Genomic DNA, 20,119 nt, shown 5'->3' with positions numbered 1-20,119 from the left:
CGATGATAAGGTCAACAATCAGTAACGCGGCGGTGGCTGCCACGGCGCATAGGCGAACGCTGAGAGCTCGTCCGGTAGGACAGGATCAAATGGCGCTTCAAAGTCAAATGGCGCCTTACCCTCACTCCATACATTGACATGCCGCCCGCCGACGAAACGGATCAGACAGACGCAGCCCCAACGTGTTCCAAATGGACCATGTGGCATGCCCGGCGGTCGCCAGAAATAAGAGCCGGGTTCCATCGTGCCATGTGGTCCCGTCAGAGAGCCCGAGATCGTATACGCCTCTTCGACAATAGGGTGATGTTCTTGTGGGCCTTCTTTTCCAGGTGGTTCTGAGTGCGGCAAAATCATCGATAGGAAAGTCCGCTCACCCGTCTCTGCATCAGTACGTAAATCCTTCCGCGAAATACCCAGATGAGCAAGTTTCGGGTCGTTCAGCGTCATGTCCCAGGGCATATGCAAAGCATCAATATGGATCGACTCTGTTTGGGGCGGTTCCTCGCCACGATAGAGTTCGGGCTCACGATTGAAGAAGGTCAACACGACCGCGCCGTTCGGCGCGGCCATATCATTGCCGCCGTGGCGCGCAGGGATGAAGCCGTAATGATCATGCTCGTAATCGTCGCCATCCACGGTGAGCCGCCCGTCCAAAACATAAAACTCCTCATCGGCGACAATCCTGTGATCGCCTTCTCGCCGCCATCCTGCCGGATAACGGATCAGCGCGCTGCAAGCGCCGGTCTCAGGGTCACGGCTCAGAAACTTATATTCGGCATCGGGGCGTGCGGCCCCTTGTCCAATCCGCCGCCAAGGCAGAAGTTGCGCTTGGATAAATTCGATGTGTGGACGCATGGGACATTCCTCTCGGCTCAGCGCAGCCGCCTCATGCACGGGCTGCTCCAGCGTTGCCGTGATCATTGTCACGAACGAAAACAGGCGACCTGAAGGCCGCCCGATCCAAGGCTGTGCTGACTAAGTTAGCTGTCCCGCGCGTGAGGCGAAACTGGGGCCATCGAAGCATCGACCGTACCATGCGGTCTGCGTGTGCCGGGAATGCGGATGTCTTCGACAAGGTCTTGCACATCCTGCGGCGGAGCCGGGGTCATGAGAGACACGACGACACCGACGACAACAGCCACCCACATGAAGACAAAGCCAATCCCTTCCGGTGAGATGCCAAACAGCCACAGGTCCGAGTTTTCGTTCACGAACTTGAAATAGTAGATGTAGCTGAAGGTCGTAATCAGACCGGTCAGCATCGCGCTAATCGCTCCTTCCTTATTCATCCGTTTCCAGAAGATGCCCAAGAAGATGACGGGGAAGAGCGACGCCGCCGCCAAGCCAAATGCAAACGCCACAACTTGCGCCACGAACGGCAAAGACGTCGCGAAAATACCAAGCAACCCTGCTGCGACGACGGCTGCTGCCGCCGCTAATCGTGCCGCCAACATTTCCTGTTTCTCGCTCATACCTGGCGTGAAGGTTCGCTTCAGCAGATCGTGAGAGACGGCCGAACTGATGACCATTAATAGCCCCGCCGCGGTGGACAATGCGGCGGCAAGACCGCCAGCCACGACCAAACCAATGACCCAAGCTGGAAGCTGTGCGATCTGCGGATTGGCGAGCACGAAGATATCGCGATTGGGGTCAACCTCATTGGCAATTCCGTCTGGGGTGTTCGGGCCGCGATATTGCATCACCCCGTCGCCGTTCAGGTCATCATATTTCAGCAACCCTGTGGCTTCCCAATCTTTATACCATTCAGGCACGGGCTTGCCGCCCTCCGCTATGATCTCAGCAGCACGGGCATCATAATCCTCACCATCGGCGATGTAGGTCGCTTCATTGACCGTATCAATGAAGTTGAAGCGGGCGAAGGCTCCAACCGCAGGGGCCACCGTGTAGAGCGCCGCGATGAACAGCAACGCCCAACCGGCTGACTTACGCGCCGCCCGCGCGCTTTCCACCGTGAAGAAGCGGATGATGACATGCGGCAAACCGGCAGTGCCGAACATCAAGGCGGCCGTGATGCAGAATATGTCCATCATCGATTTGTCAGTCGACGTATATTCGCGAAAGCCAAGATCAGTGACGACTGTATTGAGTTTTTCAAGCATTGAGATGTCAGTTCCCGCCGCATTGCCAATAAAGCCCAGTTGCGGGATTGGATTGCCAGTAATGGTCAGGCTGATAAAAATCGCCGGAACCGTATAGGCGAAGATCAGCACCACATATTGCGCGACTTGCGTATAGGTGATGCCCTTCATGCCGCCGAGCACAGCATAGAAAAACACAATCCCCATGCCGATCAGAATACCGACATTAAACGGTACGCCGAGGAAGCCAGAAAAGGCCACGCCGACGCCCTTCATCTGTCCGGCGATATAGGTAAACGATACGAATAGTGCGCAGATGACGGCAATGACGCGCGCGACCTTGGAATAATACCGATCGCCGACAAAATCCGGGACCGTGAACTTGCCAAACTCACGCAGGAACGGCGCGAGTAGCAGCGCGAGCAGCACATAGCCGCCCGTCCAACCCATAAGATAGACCGAGCCACCATAACCCAGAAAGGCGATTAGTCCGGCCATCGAGAGGAAGGAGGCCGCGCTCATCCAATCGGCGGCAGTCGCCATGCCATTGATCGTCGGCGGCACATTATGTCCGGCGACATAGAACTCTTCGGTCGATCCCGCCCGGGACCAAATCGCAATGCCGATGTAGGCGCTAAACGTCAGGACGACGAAGAAATAGGTCCAGAAGGTTTGATCCCCGAATACAATTTCCACGACCTTAGCCCTTTAACCCGTAGCGGGCCTCCAGTCGGGTCATTCGGACACAATAAATGACAATTAGGACCAGAAAGACATAGATCGCCCCGTTCTGTGCAAACCAGAATCCCATCGGCGCACCGCCGATTGAGAAATTGTCGAGCCACGGCCGAAACAATATCCCCGCGCCGAATGAGACAGCGAACCACACAACCAAGAGGCTAATGGTCAATCGTTTCGTTGCGCGCCAATAGGCTTGTTTGTCGGCCTCACTCGGCTCGGCTCTTTGCTCGGACTTAGACATGATACATTCCCCTTTGATCATTTTGCCCTGTTGCAAAGGTTTGGACTAGCATTTTTTAGAAAATTTAAGCATCGCTGCGGCAAAGTCTGACGACAATAAGCACACAGTCCGACGGATTCTTCGTGTTGGAAGATAATGCCAGCACGCCGTCCGGCATCTCTTATGGGCTAGAGAACCGGGAAACGATGCCGCGGATGTTTCCGGGTCGAAGCTTCGGACCCGGATCTCGCGTTCAGTTCTTCGATTTGGGGTGGCGGGTTATAAGCGGCTCTCAACGTCCTGCCAAAATATCCGATTAGGCCGCTGCAGTCGCGTCACCCTTTGAGGGTGAGGCCGTTTGTGACGCCGACGCTGTGATCGTTTTCTCTAGAAAAGATAGTGTCTGCTCCAGCCTTGAGACATCGACTGGTTTCGTCAACCGTGTCGCCATGTTGAGCCCAAGGTCACGCCCAAGACGCATGGACATGTCGATAAATTTTTCGCCCTGCCCGCTCGAAATAACGATTGGAGATTGGTCTTTTCGCGCTGCCAACGCCTCCATCACTTCGATCCCTGTGATTGATGGCATCGCCAAATCAAGAATGATGGCGTCGTAATGCTTACCTAAAACAGCCTCGAAGGTTTCCGCATCATATGCCTCTAGAACATTCCAACCCTCTTCTTGTGCAAGATCACGATAAAACTCTCTGACCATGGGGACGTCATCAATGATCAATAAGGTTGGCTTTAGCGTTGCACTCATTTTGCAATCTCCAACTGCGTTCTTTCGCCGATCTGCAAGTCTCGCGATACGCCCCTACGCAACGCCCACACAAGATGACGGGTCTTCAGCCTCAACAAAAACTATAACCCAATGGGCATCGCCTATTGGCGAACTAGGGATAAAGTTTCGGCCCAAGCCGTAGTGAGCCACCCTAACGCGAAAGAGGTTAATCAAGTCTATTTTCTACGCACTGGATTGCCGAAACATTACGAGAACAACTTTACATATTCGCGAATAATTAAATCTAGGATTGTGTCAGGCTTGCTTCAGTTTTTTCAGCAACTTCATCCCACGTCACGCCCGGGGCAAGCTCGACAAGCTTGAGACCATCTTCCGCCACATCAAACACGCCAAGATCAGTAATAATCCGGTCTACGACACCCGTCCCAGTCAGGGGTAATGTGCAGGCTTTAAGGATCTTGCTCTCGCCGCGCTTATTAGTGTGATCCGTGACAACCACGACACGCCCAACACCCGCGACGAGGTCCATCGCCCCGCCCATACCTTTGACCAGCTTCCCGGGAATCATCCAATTAGCGAGATCGCCATTTTCTGCGACCTCCATCGCACCCAAAATCGCCATAGCGATCTTCCCGCCCCGAATCATGCCAAAGCTGGTTGCGCTATCGAAGAAGGCCGTATGGGGCAGCTCGGTGATGGTCTGCTTGCCCGCATTGATCAGATCCGCATCCTCATCGCCCGCATAGGGGAACGGCCCCATTCCGAGCATACCATTTTCAGATTGTAGCGTGACGCTCATCCCGTCAGGAATGTGGTTGGCCACCAATGTCGGAATACCAATGCCAAGATTGACATACATGCCGTCTTCAAGTTCCTGCGCAGCCCGTGCTGCCATCTGATTTCTGTCCCAAGCCATTATGCACGCTCCCTGACAGTCCGTTGTTCGATCCGTTTTTCGTGATCGCCTTGAACTAAGCGGTGCACATAAATGCCCGGCAGGTGGATGGCATCTGAATCGAGTTCGCCGGGCTCGACAATCTCTTCGACTTCCATCACGCAAATCTTGCCGCACGTGGCGGCGGGTTGATTGAAATTACGCGCGGTCTTCCGAAACACGGCGTTCCCGGTCGTGTCGGCTTTCCACGCTTTGACGATGGCGAGATCAGCCACGATGCCCCGTTCGAGAATATATGTGTCGCCGTCAAAGTCCTTATGTTCTTTGCCCTCGGCAATCACGGTCCCAACACCTGTCTTGGTATAGAAGCCCGGAATGCCGGCGCCGCCCGCCCGCATGCGCTCAGCCAATGTACCTTGCGGATTAAATTCCAGCTCCAACTCACCTGAAAGGTATTGGCGCATAAACTCGGCGTTCTCGCCAACATAGGATGAAGCCATCTTCTTGATCTGCCGTGTCTGTAACAACAGGCCGAGCCCGAATTCGTCAACGCCCGCATTGTTGGAAAAGACCGTCAGGTCTTTGGTTCCCGCTTCCCGGATGGCCGCGATCGATAGCTCAGGAATACCGCACAAGCCAAATCCGCCTGCCGCTATGGTCATCCCGTCAAACAGCACACCGTCCAACGCGGCAGCGGCAGTGTCGAAAACCTTGTTCTTCATCAGACCGCTTTCACTTCATTTTCGATCGATCCAAAAATGGACTGCCCATTATCGTCCAACATTTCGATCTTCACCGTGTCGCCGGGCTTCATGAAGGGGGTCTTGAACTCACCGCTCGCAATTTTCTCGATCATTCGGATTTCGGCGATACAGCTATAGCCAAGACCGCCTTCTGACACAGGTTTGCCGGGGCTACCATCTGCGCCCATATTCGACACAGTACCCGACCCGATAATTGTACCCGCAGTTAGAGGGCGCGTTTTTGCGGCATGGGAAACAAGGCGAGCGAGCGAGAATGTCGCATCTTTATGCGCGAGCGGTCGGCCAAATGGCGCGCCGTTATAATCGACGCGCAAAGCGTGATGGACGAGACCATCTTTCCAATGGTCGCCCAGTTCATCCGGCGTGATCGCCACAGGGCTGAATGCGCAGGGCGGCTTAGACTGTAGGAAGCCAAAGCCTTTGCCAAGTTCGGCCGGGATTAGCCCGCGCAGAGAGACGTCATTGCACAGCAGGATCAGTTTAATGTGACCCAATGCGTCTGCTTCACTCACGCCGAGCGGAACATCATCGGTAATGACACAGATTTCACCCTCCATATCATAGCCCCAAGACATGTCGGTGAATGGGATCGGATCATGGGGGGCGAGGTTTGGACCTGACACGCCCTGATACATAAGCGGGTCATCATAAAAGCTGGCTGGCACTTCAGCGCCGCGCGCTTTGCGGACCAGTTCGACATGGTTGATATAGGCGGAGCCATCAGCCCACTGAAAGGCGCGTGGAAGCGGGCTCTCGACAGCGGTCTGATCGAACGGCTTAGAGTCCACCTTGCCGCCACAGAGATCGTCGCAGCGCGCTTTAAGCTTCGGTGCCATGTTGGCCCAGTCGTCCAGTGCCGCCTGCAGCGTCGGTGCAATGTCGGTGGCGTCAGTGTATTTGGAGAGATCCGGGGAGACGACGATCAGCCGACCATCGCGGCTTCCATCTTTGAGCGTGGCGAGTTTCATGGGGCGTCTCCTTAGGAAGCGTCTATCTGGTTTTCGGGGCGCGCCTTGTCAAAGGCGTCAAGATCAATGCAGGCTGCATCGATCTTTTCAATATAAGGGAACATCGAAAGATCAGTGTTCCAGCGGCGGGCATTATAAACCTGTGGGATCAGAACGATCTCAAGCAGAGTTGGTTGCCCGAAAGGCAAATCCTCGCCCGACCAATTATGCGCAGCTAAGCGCGCCTCAACCGGGGCAAAAGTTTTATGGATCCATGTTTGGTACCAAGCTTCGAGAGCAGCCTGATCAGCGCCGAACTCGCTCTTGAGATATTTCAAGATCGGTAAATTATTGGGCGCGTGAATTTCAGTCGCGACGGCGTAATAGAGATCTCGGCACAGAGCGGCATTCGTCTTGGGTAGGAAAGACGGCGTTGGATAATGAACCTCAAGCCAATCAAGAATGGCGAGTGACTGTGTGAACTGACCCTCTTCGGTATCCAGTAGCGGCACAGTGCCGTGCGGATTAATCGCGCGGTAAGCCTCCCCCATCTGCTCACCCTCTTTGAGGTTCACCGGAACATAGTCGTAGGTGAGACCCTTGAGATTGAGCGCAATGCGGATGCGATAGCTGGTCGATGATCGCCAGTAGCCGTAGAGTTTAGGTCGGGATTCTCCATCTTCGACTTCAATGGCTCTCATGCTTGATGACCTCGGAATGTTCGATTGCAAAGGACTTCTTCGCGATAGGGCAGAAGTGGAATCCGGACGCGACTATACTCTGAATACAGGCACTCAACTCCATTCCCGACGTCGCCAATTAATTCCGTTTTCACCAGTCTTCCAAATTGTTTTGAGTAAAGAAGATAGGCATCACCTCGGATCAGGCCTTGTAAAACTTCGTGAAAAAAATCGCGGCAATCGCAGTAAGGAAAGAAGTAACTCCAAAAACCTTCGACACCGATGTTCAATTCGTCTCCATTCTGTAGCCCTAAAGTGATGGTAAATCCTAAACCATTTTGCTTTGGGATATCCATCATCACTTCGATAGGACTGTCATGGCGTTTGTTAATACGCAGACCAAAGTCGTCCGCGACAGCTCTAAACATTGCCTCAGCAGACTGAGAGTCATATTTATCCGCACTTTCAGACAAGCTTCGAACTAACCCTAACCTGGATGTGTCTTCGCGTTTGCTGCATTGGCGATTTCGTGCAGCCAAGCTGCATGGCGCGGCGCCTTTTTCGTCTGTGACCATTCGTCAAGCATGGGCTGAGAGACACGAAGCAACTCGTCATACTGTTCCTGCGTCCCGATATCTGCGGCCAGCTCAACGCGGTGACCATTCGGGTCGAAGAAGTAGATCGACTTGAAAATACCGTGATGGGTCGGCCCCAGCACATCGAGGTCCATCGCTTCCAAATGTGCTTTCGCCGTCAGCAAATCCGCCTCGCTATCGACCCTCAGGGCCAGATGCTGCACCCATTCGGGAGTATTGCGATCGCGGTCCATGGCGGGTTGCTCAGGCAGTTCGAAGAAAGCCAGCACGTTCCCGTTCCCGGCTTCTAGGAAGATATGCATGTAGGGATCATAGGCCCCGGTCGATGGGACATGATCTTCAGCAAACGCTTTACTAAATTTCATGCCGAGCGCATCGCGGTAAAACTCCATGGTCTCTTTGGCATCGCGGCAGCGATAAGCGACGTGGTGGACGCCGCCGAGTTTAAAGGGCGCGGGTGACGGAACTGCCATTATGCAGGCTCCTGTTTCACTTCTGGAACGACGGAAATACCTTTAACATCAAGGGCACCGCGTTCAATCTGATCACGTTCAATCGACTCAAACAGCGCTTTGAAATTGCCTTCGCCGAAGCCTTCCGCGTAGTCACCGACGCGTTGAATGAACTCAAAGAAAACGGGGCCGATGCGCGGTTCCGCAAAGATCTGCAACAACAGGCGGGGCTGACCATCCTCGGTCGTGCCGTCGAGTAGGATACCGCGTCTTTGCAGCTCATCGACGGGTCTACCGTGGCCCGGCAGCCGTTCGTCAAGCATCGAATAATAAGTCTCAGGCGGCGCAGTCATAAACGGCACACCCTGCTTTTTGAGCCGATCCCAACAGGCAACAAGATCATCACAGATCAGAGCGATATGTTGGATGCCTTCGCCATTATATTCGCGCAGGAATTCTTCGATTTGGCCCTTACCGCCCTCACCTTCTTCGTTCAGCGGAATGCGGATTTTGCCATCAGGTGCCGTCAGAGCTTTGGACGTCAAGCCGGTATACTCGCCCTTAATATCGAAATAGCGGATTTCACGAAAATTGAAGAGCTTCTCATAGTAATCAGCCCAATAGGCCATACGGCCGCCATACACGTTGTGAGTCAGGTGATCGATGCGGTCAAAGCCGCAGCCTTCTGGGAAGCGCTCCACGCCAGGCAGATATTCAAAATCAATGTCGTAAATCGATAGACCGTTCTCACCCTCATCGGCGTAGCGGTCGATCAGATAAATGATCGAGTTGCCGATCCCGCGAATGCCGGGAATGCGGAGTTCCATCGGACCTGTATTCACATCAACGGGCTCTGCGCCTTGTTCCAGCAGATACTCATAGGCCGCTTTCGCATCGCGAACACGGAACCCCATACCGCATGCGGACGCGCCATGTTCACGCGCAAAATAGAAAGCCGCGGACTTCGGTTCATAATTTGTGACCAGGTTGATATTGCCCTGACGCCACAAGGCCACATCTTTGGATCGGTGCCGAGCAACCTCAACAAAGCCCATCGTCTGGAAGACGGGCTCCAACATGCCTTTTTCAGGCGCGGAGAATTCAATGAACTCGAAGCCGTCAAGTCCGACTGGATTGTCAAAAAGGTCAGCCATTAGTTCTACCTCTGAAGTGGGGTTGCGTTCGTTGATCTTAGTTGTATACACATATTGTTGTTATTGCAACTATGTTGAGGACAATTGTGCCGACTTCTGTGAATAGTCTTAAATCCGATGAGGCACTTTCGTCTCGAGCCTCCAGCGATCCGCATTTCGAACTTGATGATAGTTGGATCTACAAGGTCAGCGTCATCGCGGACCGCATCGCCCGCCGCATTGCCCACATCGCCTCACGGGTTGGAGATTTAAATCTGAGCCAGTGGCGCGTGCTCGCCGCAATTGGAGATCAGGATGGCCGCACTGCCAGCCAAGTGGTTGAGCTGACCCCTATGGATAAGGGCATCGTCTCCCGCGCCGTGGCGAGCCTTGTGGCGCAGGGATATCTCAAACGCGAGGCGTCCAACACGGACGGTCGCCTTTCGCACCTCTATATGACAGCGAGTGGCCGCAAGATTTTCGAAGCCATTGTCGCAGAGCTAGACGCAACTGGCGCCAATGGCGACGCGCTCCTCATTGGAGAAGATCGCGCGCTCTTCCTCGCGACCTTGGACCGCCTTATCAGCGACTATGCCGCACCCAGTGAAATCGCCCGCGCCACGTCCCCGCGATAGTTACGCGCTGCGATAAGATAGAAACCGGCACTCGCCACGTTGAGCGTCAACAGCCAGAGCAAGGCTCGTGCGATAGACCGCGCGCCCAATTCCGCGGCGAAAGCATCCGACAAGACACCCACTAGAACAGGCCCAACGCCGATACCGATTAAGGTGAGGCAGAGCAGCATCACGGCTGAAGCCATCGCTCGCATTCTCGGCGGGGCGAGCTCTTGCATCGCGGCATAGGAAATTGATGCATAAATCAGTCCGAAGAAACTCGGAATGGCATAGATGGCATAGGCCGCTGCCTTGGTTTCGACGAGCAGGAACGCCGCTGCGAATGGCAGGGCGAGCAGTGATGTCAGCGCTATAATCCAGGGTCGCCAGCGCAGGTCTTTAGCCGAAAGGCGGTCACAGATTTTCCCAATCACGATAGCGCCAACACCACCAACACCGCCCAGAAGCAGGCCGAGCGCGATGCCGAGTTCTCCCAACGGAACACTATGCACCCGAATGAAATAGAGCGGCACGCCCGCCAGAAATGCATTGGCCGACACGCATGTCAGCACACCGCCTAGCAACATGAAGACCATCGCCTTTTGCGAAAAGAAGAAACGCAGCGTTTCCGATAAAGGGGGCGCAATGCCGTCATCTACAATCGCATCCGCCTCACCGCGTTTGGGCTCCTTAACCGTCAGCATCAAGGTAGCCGCCAAAAGCAACCCCGGCACACCCGCGACGAAAAAGCCAACCCGCCACCCATAGCGCTCAGCAATCAAACCACCCAACATGAAACCGACAAGAATACCCAAGCTAATCCCGGTCGTGTAAATGCCGAGGGCGAAGGCTCGTTCATGTGCGGGGAATCGGTCAGAAATCATTGAGGTCGCGGGCGGCGTTCCGCCAGCTTCACCAATCCCGACGCCCATACGGGCAAATGCCAATTGCCAGAAATTCTGCGCGAAGCCGCTCAGCGCCGTCATGCCAGACCAGATGGTCAGGGCAATCGTGATGATGTTGCGGCGATTACCCCGGTCTGCCCAAGCCGCAAATGGGATACCCAGAGTTGCGTAGAAGGCCGCAAACAAAAACCCCGTCAGCATTCCCAACTGCGTATCGGATAGGCCAAATTCCTGTTTAATCGGCTCTTGCAAGATCACCATAATCTGTCGGTCGACATGGTTGAAGGCATAGACCAGCGTCAGGACGGCCAGCAGATACCATCGATTATCGGAGCGTTTCATCTTACTCGCCCGTCGCGGTCGCAAGGCGACGGATTGCGTCTGCGACCCGATCTGTCGCTTCCACCTGCGGCATGTGGCCGACATTTTCGAGGATATTCACCTCAATCTGCGGAATGTTCGTCCTAAAGACTTCCGCTTGCTGAGGCGCTAGAATGACGTCCTGAGCGCCCCAAATGACAATCGTCGGTGCGCTCACGCGCGCCATCGTTGATTCCGGCGCTGGAAAAGCGAACTGGGCGGCCCGCTCAACAAAGGCGTCCCCATTCCCTTCGACCCGCATCAAATCTCTATACCGGGTCACCATTTCATCTCTGACGAGGGATGGTTCGGCATGTAGCGAATTGAGCATTTGGCGCACGCCAACCTCTGGCGGGGATTTCAGGAAGAGCTTCATTAGTGTCGGAACTTGGCTCGGCTCTTCTCCAATATCAGCGTAAGGAACCCCGCCAGGAGCCAGCAGGACCAGACCTCGGACCGCGTCAGACCCTGCCGCATAACGCCACGCGGCGAGACCACCGAGCGAATTACCGACAAGGATGGCGTCTTGCGTTCCGGTCGCGTCGAGAAGCGCGCCGACAAAATCCACCAGAGCCTCATTGGAATAATCACCATCTGGGCTCGGACCAGACAAACCATGACCGGGAAGATCCGGACGTAGAACATGAAAATCATCATCCAACGCGTCGACGAGCGCGTCCCATGTATGCAGCGAGTCTGTAAAACCGTGCAGCATGACTATAGATGGCGCATCCGAGGGACCGCTTTCGCGATACCGGATCGTCTGTCCGTCTAAATCGATAATTTGGTCCGAAGCTGCAAAATAGACGCTCTGTTCTGGACCATCTAGATCGGCATTATCCCCGCTACAGGCAGCCAGAATAAGCGCGAAAACCAACGGAAGAATGCGGAGTCGGGTCATAGCTGCTCTTTCAGAAAATCTTTGATCGCGGCAACGGCAGCGGGCTCCGTTAACATTGGCGCATGTCCCCGGTTCGGAACGGTGATGAGCCGCGCATCGGGTCGCTCTCGCGCCATGCGATCTGCCGTCTCTGCCGAGAGAATATCCGAGCGCTCACCCCGTATGATCAGCATCGGTAGATTGGCTGGCGCTTGATAGAGCGGCCATAGGTCAGGCGGCACCGTCGCAGCTTTGTCGCCTTTCAGGCCATCGCTGATCACCGGATCGTAGCGGAAGCGAACTTTGCCATCTTCGGATTGCTCGCAGACATTCTCAGCAAAGTCCTGCCAATCATCAGTTGTGAAATCTGGGAAAATCGCTGGGCCTTGCGCGCGGATCGCTTCAACGGCGTCAGCCCAACTCTTAAACTCCATCGCTTGTCCGACATAAGTGCCAAGCCGGGCCAGACCAGCCGGATCGATTTCAGGGCCAATATCGTTGATCATCGCAGCCTTGAAGATGCCGGGCCGCATATTCGCCATCATCAGCGTCATCAGCCCGCCCATGGACGTACCGACGGCGATCACTTGGCTATGACCGAGCCCATCGAGTAGGCGAAACATGTCGGCGCAATAGACGTCCGGACGGTAATTTGTGGGATCGGGATCATAGGCGGAGTGCCCACGTCCGCGTTGATCGACACTAATAGCTGGCCAATCGGGCAGATATTCCAGCATGTCGTGAAAGTCAGCAGAGTTTCGGGTCAGCCCATGCAGACATAGTAGCGGTATACGGTCTGGGTCACCGGGATAAAGTCGAGCGTAGAGCTCCAACCCATCTGCCGATGTGTACCGATGCTCTGCGTAAGCTCTAGTCATATTCAAGCCCGCCAAATTCGGTGCGCAAGTCGCGCTTGAGCACCTTACCGTTCGGATTACGGGGAATTTCGTCAATTAACTTCAAATCGACAAGTCGTTGTTGTTTTCCAAGTCGCTTATTCGCCCAGTCCTTCAAGGCGGCGGGGTCAAGACCGCAATTATGTGGTGTGACCAGCGCCAGCGGCGTCTCCCCCCATTTACGGCTCTTCACACCGATCACCGCGACATCTGCAACACCTTCATGGGCGGCCAAAACGGCCTCCAAATCTTGCGGATAAATATTCTGCCCGCCAGACAGGATCATGTCCTTCTTACGGTCGACCACATAGAGATAACCGTCCGTATCAAGCTTGCCGATATCCCCGGTGCGGAGCCAGTGCTGGCCACTTGCATCGACATATCGTGCAGCCTCTGTCGCATCTGGACGGTTTAAATAGCCCGGCATGACAAACCGACTCGTCATCACGATTTCGCCGCTCTCCCCGATTGCGCAAGGATGATCCGCTTCGTCGAGGATCATCAGGTCCGACCCCGGGACAGGCAGACCACAAGACGCCATGCGACCGTCCGCATCTTCCGGGTCAAGCGTCGTGATGACCCCTTCCGTCAAACCATAAAGTTCAGTGACACCGCAGGAGAAACGATCAAATAAATGTTCGCGTAGTTCGGGCCGGAGTGGCGATCCCGCACTCATCAAATTCTGAACATGATGCGTGTCGATCTCTGTCGGGTCGTCCATCAGTCGCTGATAAAGGATCGGGACCATAGCCAGATGGGTGACGCGCAGATCGCGAATATCGCGCCAGCACTGCTCGGCCGCAAACTTTGGCGCGATGATCAAACACCCACCGGGAAGCAGCGTGGACAACATGCCGACCCAGGTAATATTGCTGTAAAGTCCAATAGTCGCCATGAAACGTGACTGACCGTCATATCGTAGCGCGCTGCCCATATCATAGGCCCAATCAAGGCGCCCTTTATGAGTATGGACGATGCCTTTTGGCTGACCGGTTGTTCCCGAAGAATAAATGATATTTAGGATGTCATCAGGACCAACTCTGACGTCGGGTTCTGCGTCTGATTGAGCGGCCTGCCACGGCGTGAAGTTTTCCCATCCAGACGCATCGCCGTCACTGATCCGAACGATTGGCGCGCGATCTCCCAGATGCGACAGAATATGTCCGATCCGATCCGCATGTGGCGCACTCACGAATATAGCTTCGGCCTCACAGTCCCGGATCATCGCCTCAATCGCTTCGTCGCCCACTGAGAGATTGAGTGGCGCCGACGCGACACCGGCCTTCATCAGCCCGAACAAGACTTCCGCCATCGACCCGCCATTTTCCATAAACACGATGGCGCGGCTGCCACATCCAAGACCTGCTTTGGACAGGCCGTTGGCGACTTGATTGAGTCGTGCATTGAAGACTCGCCAGCTCAAACTTTCACCGCCTACAACTAAGGCAGGCTTATTCGCGCGCCATTTTGCGTGCAGCCGGAAATATTCCGGCAGAAGCGGCTGTGTCGGTTCGATTTTCATGCAGAATTTACGCTAGATTGGGTTGGACGTTTGACCCTTGCTAGGCCCGCCCGCATAAGTGGATGGCCGATCTTGGCTGGATGGCCAATCTTGGTCGGGAGGAGTGCGCTATCGTGGTCGAAACTGGCACCCGCAAACGGCGCATTCTTGACGCCGCCGAGATATTGTTCGCTGAACATGGCTATGACGGAGTCACCTTGCGGAAAATCGCGACCATGGCTGACGTCGACGTCGCGCTCACTAACTACCATTTCGGCAGCAAGAAAGGCCTCTTCAGAGCTGTGTTCGAACGTCGGGCTGTCATTCTCAATGACTTGCGATCCGAGGCACTCGAAGCCTGCCTGGCTGCGGCTGCACCCGGTGCGCCCGATTTGGAAGCGGTGGTCGAAGCCTATTTGCGCCCAATGGCGGAGGTTCAAAGTTCTGCTGACGATGGCTGGCGGCATTATCTCTCCCTCGTCGCGTGGGTGAACAGTTCGACCGAGTGGGGCAACGAACTGATGACGGAATTCTTTAACCCTTATGTCCAGCGGTTCATCAAAGCCCTGACGGCTGCGATGCCTGACGCCGACGTAAAGGCGCTTCATTGGGGATACCAATTCATGTCCGGGGCGTTGACCCTGACCTTCGCCGACACACGGCGCATGGACCAATTATCAGGCGGGGCCGCATCCTCAGCAGAGACCCAAGTCGGATATGCGCACATGGTGCCGTTCATATCCGCCGGGTTCCGCCGCATTTGCGGCACGCCGCCCCAAGACTAATCCGCCTTTAGTAGTTAAAGCCCAAAGTCGCCGTGACCGTCGCCGGCGCACGGTAGAAAGCTGAGTAAGCCCCATCCACACCCAGCTGGGACGGCGTCACGAAGTTATAGGCGGCGACCTGAGCCCGCTCGTCGGTCAAGTTGCGACCGAAGATACCGAACTCCCACCGACCGCTCTCGGACACATAGTTCGCTCCAAGATCAAAGGTTGTGTAGGCGTCGGGGTCTAGAGACGGGCCGCCTTGTGGGAAGGCTGCACTCGTGCCCGGCGCAAACCCGCCATTCTCTGCATTGAAGAGATTATACTCGTCCCGGAAGTTCGCGGACCCTGTCACTGTCAGGTTGCCGCTATCTTTGAGATCATGCGTCCAGAGGAAGCCGAACCGCGACGTCCATTCTGGTGTGTTCTGCGTGACAAAGGCGTTGGCGATATTCACGCCCCCAGAGAGGATTTCCTCAATTTCAGCGTCAATATAACCGACCGCCGTACTGAGCGTAAAATTATCGGTCAGACGCAAAGCGCCTTCAAACTCGACACCCATATATTCTGAGCTACCAGCATTGAAGACGGACGACACGAATGTGTCATTGGTCCCGTCATTGTCAGAGTCGACACCTTCCTGAACTGTGATCTGCTGATCTGTATAGTCTGCCATGAAACCGGCGAGGCTGTAGGTCAGACGGTTATCAAGCAGGCTGCCTTTGATGCCAATCTCGTAGCTATCGACGAATTCCGGGCTGAAGCCCTCGCGGGTTACACCCGTTGGGTCGAGGTCCGCGCGCGCGCGCGGGTCAAAACCACCGGCTTTGAAGCCCTGTGAGAAGGACGCGTAAACGTTGGTTTCTGGTGTCAGTTCGTAAGACAAAGCAATGCGTGGGGTGAACTCTTCATCTTCGCGCTCAATGTCCGTGTAACCTGTTTGAGTAGCCAAGAAGAGTGAGGTGTTGTTTGCAGCGTCGAATGAACCAGAGCCTAAGCCCAGCCAAACTTCGCGAGTTACATCGGCGACAGTTTTATCCCGCGTGAAGCGCGCACCAACGGATACATCAAATTTATCCGTGACAGCGTAAGTGAAGTCCGCATAGGCGGCGAGATTTTCTTTCTCTTGGTCACCTGATTGGAAAATCGTCAGGCCAAGACCGCCCAAGACCACGTCAAAGGCACCGGACGCTTCACCGTCCAGATAGTATAGACCCGCGATACCGGAGAGACGATCAGATTCGAACAAGACCTGAAGCTCCTGACTGAACTGGCTATCACTATAGAAAGCTGGAACATCGAAGTCGGGCTGTGGCAGCGCATCAAAATCGATAGGCGTCGTTGTATCACCTTCACGGTAAGCCGTGATTGACTTGAGCGTCATGGAATCATTGACGTCCCAAGCTGCGGTGAAAGACAGACCTTTGGTTTTCACCTCATTTTCGTCACCAATACCGGCCAGCGTATCATATTCACTGTCAACGACTTGGAACTGACCATTCGCGCTCGGCAGTAGGCGGCGGCCATGTTTGGCATTGCTATCATCTTGAGTGATGTCGGCCGCGAGACGGAAATCAAGTGCCTCAGTCGGCATCCAGCGCGCGCTCACGCGACCCGCCAGAATATCCTTGTCATAGTGATCCGCACCTGTGGTCAGGTTTTCGCCAAAACCGTCACGCGTATAGCGAGCCACAGCAGCGCCGAGGGCAAATGTGTCTCCGATCGGGATTGAACCAGACACGATTTGATCGAACTGATTATACGTCCCGACATTGACCCGTGCGCGCAAGGTCGAGTCGTCCATATCCAGACCCTTCGTGACATATTTGATCGCGCCGCCAATCGTGTTGCGGCCATAAAGCGTGCCTTGTGGGCCGCGCAAAACTTCGATCCGGTCGACATCAAAAATGTCGAGCACCGCGCCTTGAGGACGCGCGACATAGACATCATCAACATAGACACCGACACCGGGTTCAAACCCCCAGAGCGGATCCTGCTGCCCAACGCCGCGTATAAAAGCGATCAAGGTTGAGTTCGAACCGCGTGCGACTTCAATCGTCGCATTGGGCGTGAATTTCTGAACATCCGTGATGTCGATCGCTCCGGTCTGCGCCAACAAATCGCCGGAAATGGCGGTGACAGAGATCGGAACCTCTTGAATATTTTGTGCACGGCGTTGCGCTGTGACGATGATCTCATCGTCTGCTTGCGCCTGTGCAAAAGCCGAAGGTGCGGTACCTGCCGCCATTAACGCCATCATCGACGCACGCAGCATAAGTGTCTTGGTCATGACAAATTTTCCCCGTTATATTATTTTTCAACGCTTGTTGAATTTCAACAGGTGTTGAAACGAACGTTAGCGCTTGTCAAGCAGACTCGAATGGTTGTGCTAACTTCGGTGGCTGAGTGTGCTCTCTTTGCAACAGCGCAAAAGTGGGTTTCTCGAGCACAAAGAAAAACGCCCCTGCACGAGGCAGAGGCGTTTTCAAAAAGACTGAAAATGATTCTGGGCCGTCAAGCCCACTGACGTCTGTCAATAGAACTCGCCAAGTGGTCGATTGAACGGCTTGGGTTTCTGGAATGCGAATTTTCGTAGACCACTGATCTCGAATGGGGCCCATGCGCCTTCGCGTTGAGCCAGGCGATCCGCAATCGCATACATGACAATCGGATTGCTACCCATGCCGAGATGGCTAGCCGGAACGCGGATGTTTTCAGCCTGATCACCCTCATCCTGGATCGCCCCGTGCCAATGGACAACGCCGTCGGTTTTGGAGTAAATCGCTGTCGTCGGTACAGGTGGCGGGACATGCATTTTATCGATGCGAGCTTCCGTTTCCGGCTCAGGCGATCCGTTGATCATCTCAAAAATCGGACGCGCCACAGCCGCGTGACGCGCGCCGGTTATCGGGCTTCCGAGAGAGATGACGCTGCGGACCTTGTCTGGCATGGCGCGGGCCATTTCGCGGGCAAACACACCACCGAGGCTCCAGCCGACGAGCGAGACTTTGCTGCCAACTTCGTCATAAACGGCATTGACCATATCGCGCATGTTTTGCTCGACTTCGGCATTAAAACGAAGGTTGCGGCCCATGCCCCAATCCCGCGCATCATAGCCAAGGTCCTTCAACAACCGCCGAAGTTGACGTGTCGACAGACCACTGCTGAGAAATCCCGGAAAGACAATGACCGTGTGACCATCACCCTTTGGCAGACGTTTGAGCAGAGGACGAAGCGAGTAATGCGCACCCAATTCCCATACCCAGCGACCTTCAAGTCCCGTGTGAAGGATATTGGGAGATCGGTGGCGAATTTTACGCGTCATGCTTGGCCGTTCCATTTTGTTTCCCCGAACCGCTCTTGGTCGTTTTCGACTTAGTCTTAGGCTTGGGCTTTGGTTGAACCTTGCGGGTCGTGACCTTTGCCGAACCTTTTGAGGCTGTCGCTTTAGGTGAGTCGGTTTCGATCCTCTCTGCGCTTTCGCGGAAGTTTTGCAATGCCAGCAGGTGTTCTTCGTAGCTCTTGCGGATGCAGCTATCGTAGAAGTCCGGGTCCGGCATCGCTTCGCGGCAGGCAGTGAAGGACAAGGTCACGTCATCCAAATAGGTATGGACCACATGACCGAGCCGCACGCCATCGACTAAGCACAGCATGCCGTAGACCGTGACCATGCGCGCACCAGCTGAGTAAAGCGGCACGGGCGGTCCCGGCACATTGGTGACAATAGTATTGACCATGGTCGGCATGCGGTCAGCCAGCTTTAAACGGTGATAAAGATCAGCCCCAAGCGTCATGGCCGGGTTCGGCGACACTTTGGCCATATCGGCCATCTGCCGCGCCCCAAGCGCCTTGGTCATAGCTTTCGCTTTCGTCGTTTCCGCGACAACATAATCGAGCCGGTCCTCGATAGATTTAATGTCCGACCCCAGCGGGACATACATCGCAGCAACTTGGTTCCCCATGGAGCTACGTTCCCCATCCGTGCGAACGGAAATTGGCGCCATCGCTGTCAGTGAGGTTTCCGGCAGTTCATTCTTACCCGCCAGATAATGACGCATCGCCCCGCCCGTAATTGACAGCATGATGTCGTTCATCTTCGCGCCGGGGCGGATCGCCCGCATCGCTTGAATATCTTTCATCGCGAAGGTTTGCGCACCGAACACACGTTGCGAGGAAATACAGCCACCAAACCGGGTTTTTGGCGTGTTTAGGATGGCCTTGAGATCATAGTCCTTGCGCACAAACCCTTTGGCCGCCCGCATCAGACCACTGGTCGATTTCGCCATGGCAGTTGCTTGGCGGAAGGGGAGCGTGGATGCGCGCATCAGGCCACGACTGAACAAACCAATTTGGCTGGGATTGCCTTCTGGTTTCCATTCATCAAGCGTTTCCAAAGGCTCTCGCGTTGGCTTCAATGAATGGGTCGCCTGCATCAGTTCAATGCCAGACATGCCGTCAATTGCGACATGGTGGACCTTGGACACAATCGCGTAGGAGCCTTTAGGAACACCTTCGATATTATCGAGCCCCTCGATCACAGTCATTTCCCACGGCGGGCGTGATAGGTCGAGCGGACGAGCATAAATACGAGCAGCGAGAATGCAGAGCTGACGCCAATCACCTGGCTTTGGCAGGGCGACATGTCGAACGTGATATTCCAGATCGAAATTCGAATCTTGAACCCAATAGGGATAGTCGATGCCGAACGGCACTTTGACCATTTTCTGACGCAATGTTTTGGACAGTTGCAACCGATTATCGAAGAAGCTGATAATGTCCTTGAACCGAACAAACTCGCCCGGGGCCGTACTCGGATCATAGATCAAAAGTGATCCCACATGGACCGGCGCGGCCGGACTCTCCATTGCCGCAAAAACGGCATCTAAGCCCTGCATTTGTTCCATCAGACATCCCCTTTGGCCATTTT

20 protein-coding genes and 1 pseudogene are annotated in these 20,119 nt (G+C 54.8%); 3 read left to right on the top strand and 18 right to left on the bottom strand.

Going from position 1 to position 20,119, the window contains the following annotated elements; all coding sequences use genetic code 11:
• Positions 1-18: 18 nt before the first annotated feature.
• The 3 genes from QQL54_RS01385 to QQL54_RS01375 all read right to left on the bottom strand — a co-directional run bounded on the left by QQL54_RS01385 (position 19) and on the right by QQL54_RS01375 (position 3,081).
• Positions 19-855 (bottom strand): cupin domain-containing protein, encoded by an 837-nt coding sequence (locus tag QQL54_RS01385; protein ID WP_284386738.1) that lies wholly within the window; start codon positions 853-855, stop codon positions 19-21.
• Positions 856-980: 125 nt separating this feature from the next.
• Positions 981-2,795 (bottom strand): sodium:solute symporter family protein, encoded by a 1,815-nt coding sequence (locus QQL54_RS01380; protein ID WP_284386735.1) that lies wholly within the window; start codon positions 2,793-2,795, stop codon positions 981-983.
• Positions 2,796-2,799: 4 nt separating this feature from the next.
• Positions 2,800-3,081 carry a DUF4212 domain-containing protein gene (locus QQL54_RS01375; protein WP_284386733.1) on the bottom strand — a complete coding sequence of 94 codons (282 nt, stop codon included), beginning with the start codon at positions 3,079-3,081 and terminating at the stop codon, positions 2,800-2,802.
• A 107-nt stretch (positions 3,082-3,188) separates the two neighbouring features.
• On the opposite strand from QQL54_RS01375, the pseudogene QQL54_RS15440 reads away from it, so the two are divergent.
• Positions 3,189-3,284 (top strand): annotated as a pseudogene (locus QQL54_RS15440) (circularly permuted type 2 ATP-grasp protein); the annotation flags it as partial.
• Between the two features lie 92 nt (positions 3,285-3,376).
• Here the strand turns inward: QQL54_RS15440 and QQL54_RS01365 are convergent.
• From QQL54_RS01365 to hppD, 8 genes are all read right to left on the bottom strand, one after another.
• Positions 3,377-3,823, bottom strand: coding sequence for a response regulator (locus QQL54_RS01365; protein ID WP_284386731.1), 447 nt, complete (start codon positions 3,821-3,823; stop codon positions 3,377-3,379).
• A gap of 265 nt (positions 3,824-4,088) precedes the next feature.
• A complete protein-coding gene (locus QQL54_RS01360; RefSeq protein WP_284386729.1) occupies positions 4,089-4,721 on the bottom strand; it encodes a 3-oxoacid CoA-transferase subunit B in 633 nt (210 codons plus the stop codon).
• On the bottom strand, positions 4,721-5,422 hold the full coding sequence (locus QQL54_RS01355; protein WP_284386727.1) for a CoA transferase subunit A: 702 nt from the start codon (positions 5,420-5,422) through the stop codon (positions 4,721-4,723). Before QQL54_RS01355 ends, QQL54_RS01360 begins: the two co-directional genes overlap by 1 nt.
• Positions 5,422-6,432 carry a fumarylacetoacetate hydrolase family protein gene (locus tag QQL54_RS01350; protein ID WP_284386725.1) on the bottom strand — a complete coding sequence of 337 codons (1,011 nt, stop codon included), beginning with the start codon at positions 6,430-6,432 and terminating at the stop codon, positions 5,422-5,424. The genes QQL54_RS01355 and QQL54_RS01350 overlap by 1 nt, the downstream gene beginning before the upstream one ends.
• An 11-nt stretch (positions 6,433-6,443) precedes the next feature.
• Positions 6,444-7,112: a maleylacetoacetate isomerase gene (gene maiA, locus QQL54_RS01345; RefSeq protein ID WP_284386723.1), complete on the bottom strand. Its 669-nt coding sequence runs from the start codon at positions 7,110-7,112 to the stop codon at positions 6,444-6,446.
• Positions 7,109-7,564, bottom strand: coding sequence for a hypothetical protein (locus QQL54_RS01340; RefSeq protein WP_284386720.1), 456 nt, complete (start codon positions 7,562-7,564; stop codon positions 7,109-7,111). The genes maiA and QQL54_RS01340 overlap by 4 nt, the downstream gene beginning before the upstream one ends.
• A gap of 14 nt (positions 7,565-7,578) precedes the next feature.
• Complete coding sequence (locus QQL54_RS01335) at positions 7,579-8,160, bottom strand: VOC family protein (RefSeq protein WP_284386717.1); 582 nt, start codon at positions 8,158-8,160, stop codon at positions 7,579-7,581.
• Positions 8,160-9,293: a 4-hydroxyphenylpyruvate dioxygenase gene (gene hppD, locus QQL54_RS01330; protein WP_284386715.1), complete on the bottom strand. Its 1,134-nt coding sequence runs from the start codon at positions 9,291-9,293 to the stop codon at positions 8,160-8,162. Before hppD ends, QQL54_RS01335 begins: the two co-directional genes overlap by 1 nt.
• Positions 9,294-9,379: 86 nt before the next feature.
• Between hppD and QQL54_RS01325 the strand changes: the two genes are divergently transcribed.
• Positions 9,380-9,907, top strand: coding sequence for a MarR family winged helix-turn-helix transcriptional regulator (locus QQL54_RS01325; protein ID WP_284386713.1), 528 nt, complete (start codon positions 9,380-9,382; stop codon positions 9,905-9,907).
• Here QQL54_RS01325 and QQL54_RS01320 read toward each other — a convergent pair.
• The 4 genes from QQL54_RS01320 to QQL54_RS01305 are packed head-to-tail and all read right to left on the bottom strand — an operon-like array spanning position 9,862 to position 14,449.
• Positions 9,862-11,133 (bottom strand): spinster family MFS transporter, encoded by a 1,272-nt coding sequence (locus tag QQL54_RS01320; protein ID WP_284386711.1) that lies wholly within the window; start codon positions 11,131-11,133, stop codon positions 9,862-9,864. The genes QQL54_RS01325 and QQL54_RS01320 overlap by 46 nt on opposite strands.
• 1 nt (position 11,134) lies before the next feature.
• Positions 11,135-12,052, bottom strand: coding sequence for an alpha/beta fold hydrolase (locus QQL54_RS01315; RefSeq protein ID WP_284386710.1), 918 nt, complete (start codon positions 12,050-12,052; stop codon positions 11,135-11,137).
• Positions 12,049-12,909 carry an alpha/beta fold hydrolase gene (locus tag QQL54_RS01310; RefSeq protein WP_284386709.1) on the bottom strand — a complete coding sequence of 287 codons (861 nt, stop codon included), beginning with the start codon at positions 12,907-12,909 and terminating at the stop codon, positions 12,049-12,051. The genes QQL54_RS01315 and QQL54_RS01310 overlap by 4 nt, the downstream gene beginning before the upstream one ends.
• Positions 12,902-14,449 (bottom strand): class I adenylate-forming enzyme family protein, encoded by a 1,548-nt coding sequence (locus tag QQL54_RS01305; RefSeq protein ID WP_284386707.1) that lies wholly within the window; start codon positions 14,447-14,449, stop codon positions 12,902-12,904. Before QQL54_RS01305 ends, QQL54_RS01310 begins: the two co-directional genes overlap by 8 nt.
• Positions 14,450-14,511: 62 nt before the next feature.
• Here QQL54_RS01305 and QQL54_RS01300 point away from each other — a divergent pair, with 62 nt between their 5' ends.
• Positions 14,512-15,213 (top strand): TetR/AcrR family transcriptional regulator, encoded by a 702-nt coding sequence (locus QQL54_RS01300; RefSeq protein WP_284386706.1) that lies wholly within the window; start codon positions 14,512-14,514, stop codon positions 15,211-15,213.
• Positions 15,214-15,220: 7 nt separating this feature from the next.
• Here the strand turns inward: QQL54_RS01300 and QQL54_RS01295 are convergent, their stop codons facing one another.
• The 3 genes from QQL54_RS01295 to QQL54_RS01285 form a co-directional block, all read right to left on the bottom strand.
• Positions 15,221-17,482 carry a TonB-dependent receptor gene (locus tag QQL54_RS01295; RefSeq protein WP_284386705.1) on the bottom strand — a complete coding sequence of 754 codons (2,262 nt, stop codon included), beginning with the start codon at positions 17,480-17,482 and terminating at the stop codon, positions 15,221-15,223.
• 243 nt (positions 17,483-17,725) lie between these two features.
• Positions 17,726-18,517 carry an alpha/beta fold hydrolase gene (locus QQL54_RS01290; RefSeq protein ID WP_284386704.1) on the bottom strand — a complete coding sequence of 264 codons (792 nt, stop codon included), beginning with the start codon at positions 18,515-18,517 and terminating at the stop codon, positions 17,726-17,728.
• A complete protein-coding gene (locus tag QQL54_RS01285; protein ID WP_284386703.1) occupies positions 18,507-20,096 on the bottom strand; it encodes a WS/DGAT/MGAT family O-acyltransferase in 1,590 nt (529 codons plus the stop codon). The genes QQL54_RS01290 and QQL54_RS01285 overlap by 11 nt, the downstream gene beginning before the upstream one ends.
• Positions 20,097-20,119 lie beyond the last annotated feature (23 nt).

The organism is Algimonas ampicilliniresistens (assembly GCF_030159955.1).
Lineage (GTDB): Bacteria > Pseudomonadota > Alphaproteobacteria > Caulobacterales > Maricaulaceae > Litorimonas > Litorimonas ampicilliniresistens.
Note: the sequence above shows the minus strand (reverse complement) of the source record. Positions and strands in the feature narration are given on the sequence as shown.

Coding starts and splice junctions, on each gene's coding strand:
- QQL54_RS01385 (WP_284386738.1), bottom strand. CDS start 855: ATGCGTCCACACATCGAATTTATCCAAGCGCAACTTCTGCCTTGGCGG.
- QQL54_RS01375 (WP_284386733.1), bottom strand. CDS start 3,081: ATGTCTAAGTCCGAGCAAAGAGCCGAGCCGAGTGAGGCCGACAAACAA.
- QQL54_RS01365 (WP_284386731.1), bottom strand. CDS start 3,823: ATGAGTGCAACGCTAAAGCCAACCTTATTGATCATTGATGACGTCCCC.
- QQL54_RS01360 (WP_284386729.1), bottom strand. CDS start 4,721: ATGGCTTGGGACAGAAATCAGATGGCAGCACGGGCTGCGCAGGAACTT.
- QQL54_RS01355 (WP_284386727.1), bottom strand. CDS start 5,422: ATGAAGAACAAGGTTTTCGACACTGCCGCTGCCGCGTTGGACGGTGTG.
- QQL54_RS01350 (WP_284386725.1), bottom strand. CDS start 6,432: ATGAAACTCGCCACGCTCAAAGATGGAAGCCGCGATGGTCGGCTGATC.
- maiA (WP_284386723.1), bottom strand. CDS start 7,112: ATGAGAGCCATTGAAGTCGAAGATGGAGAATCCCGACCTAAACTCTAC.
- QQL54_RS01335 (WP_284386717.1), bottom strand. CDS start 8,160: ATGGCAGTTCCGTCACCCGCGCCCTTTAAACTCGGCGGCGTCCACCAC.
- hppD (WP_284386715.1), bottom strand. CDS start 9,293: ATGGCTGACCTTTTTGACAATCCAGTCGGACTTGACGGCTTCGAGTTC.
- QQL54_RS01320 (WP_284386711.1), bottom strand. CDS start 11,133: ATGAAACGCTCCGATAATCGATGGTATCTGCTGGCCGTCCTGACGCTG.
- QQL54_RS01315 (WP_284386710.1), bottom strand. CDS start 12,052: ATGACCCGACTCCGCATTCTTCCGTTGGTTTTCGCGCTTATTCTGGCT.
- QQL54_RS01310 (WP_284386709.1), bottom strand. CDS start 12,909: ATGACTAGAGCTTACGCAGAGCATCGGTACACATCGGCAGATGGGTTG.
- QQL54_RS01305 (WP_284386707.1), bottom strand. CDS start 14,449: ATGAAAATCGAACCGACACAGCCGCTTCTGCCGGAATATTTCCGGCTG.
- QQL54_RS01300 (WP_284386706.1), top strand. CDS start 14,512: ATGGCCGATCTTGGCTGGATGGCCAATCTTGGTCGGGAGGAGTGCGCT.
- QQL54_RS01295 (WP_284386705.1), bottom strand. CDS start 17,482: ATGACCAAGACACTTATGCTGCGTGCGTCGATGATGGCGTTAATGGCG.
- QQL54_RS01290 (WP_284386704.1), bottom strand. CDS start 18,517: ATGACGCGTAAAATTCGCCACCGATCTCCCAATATCCTTCACACGGGA.
- QQL54_RS01285 (WP_284386703.1), bottom strand. CDS start 20,096: ATGGAACAAATGCAGGGCTTAGATGCCGTTTTTGCGGCAATGGAGAGT.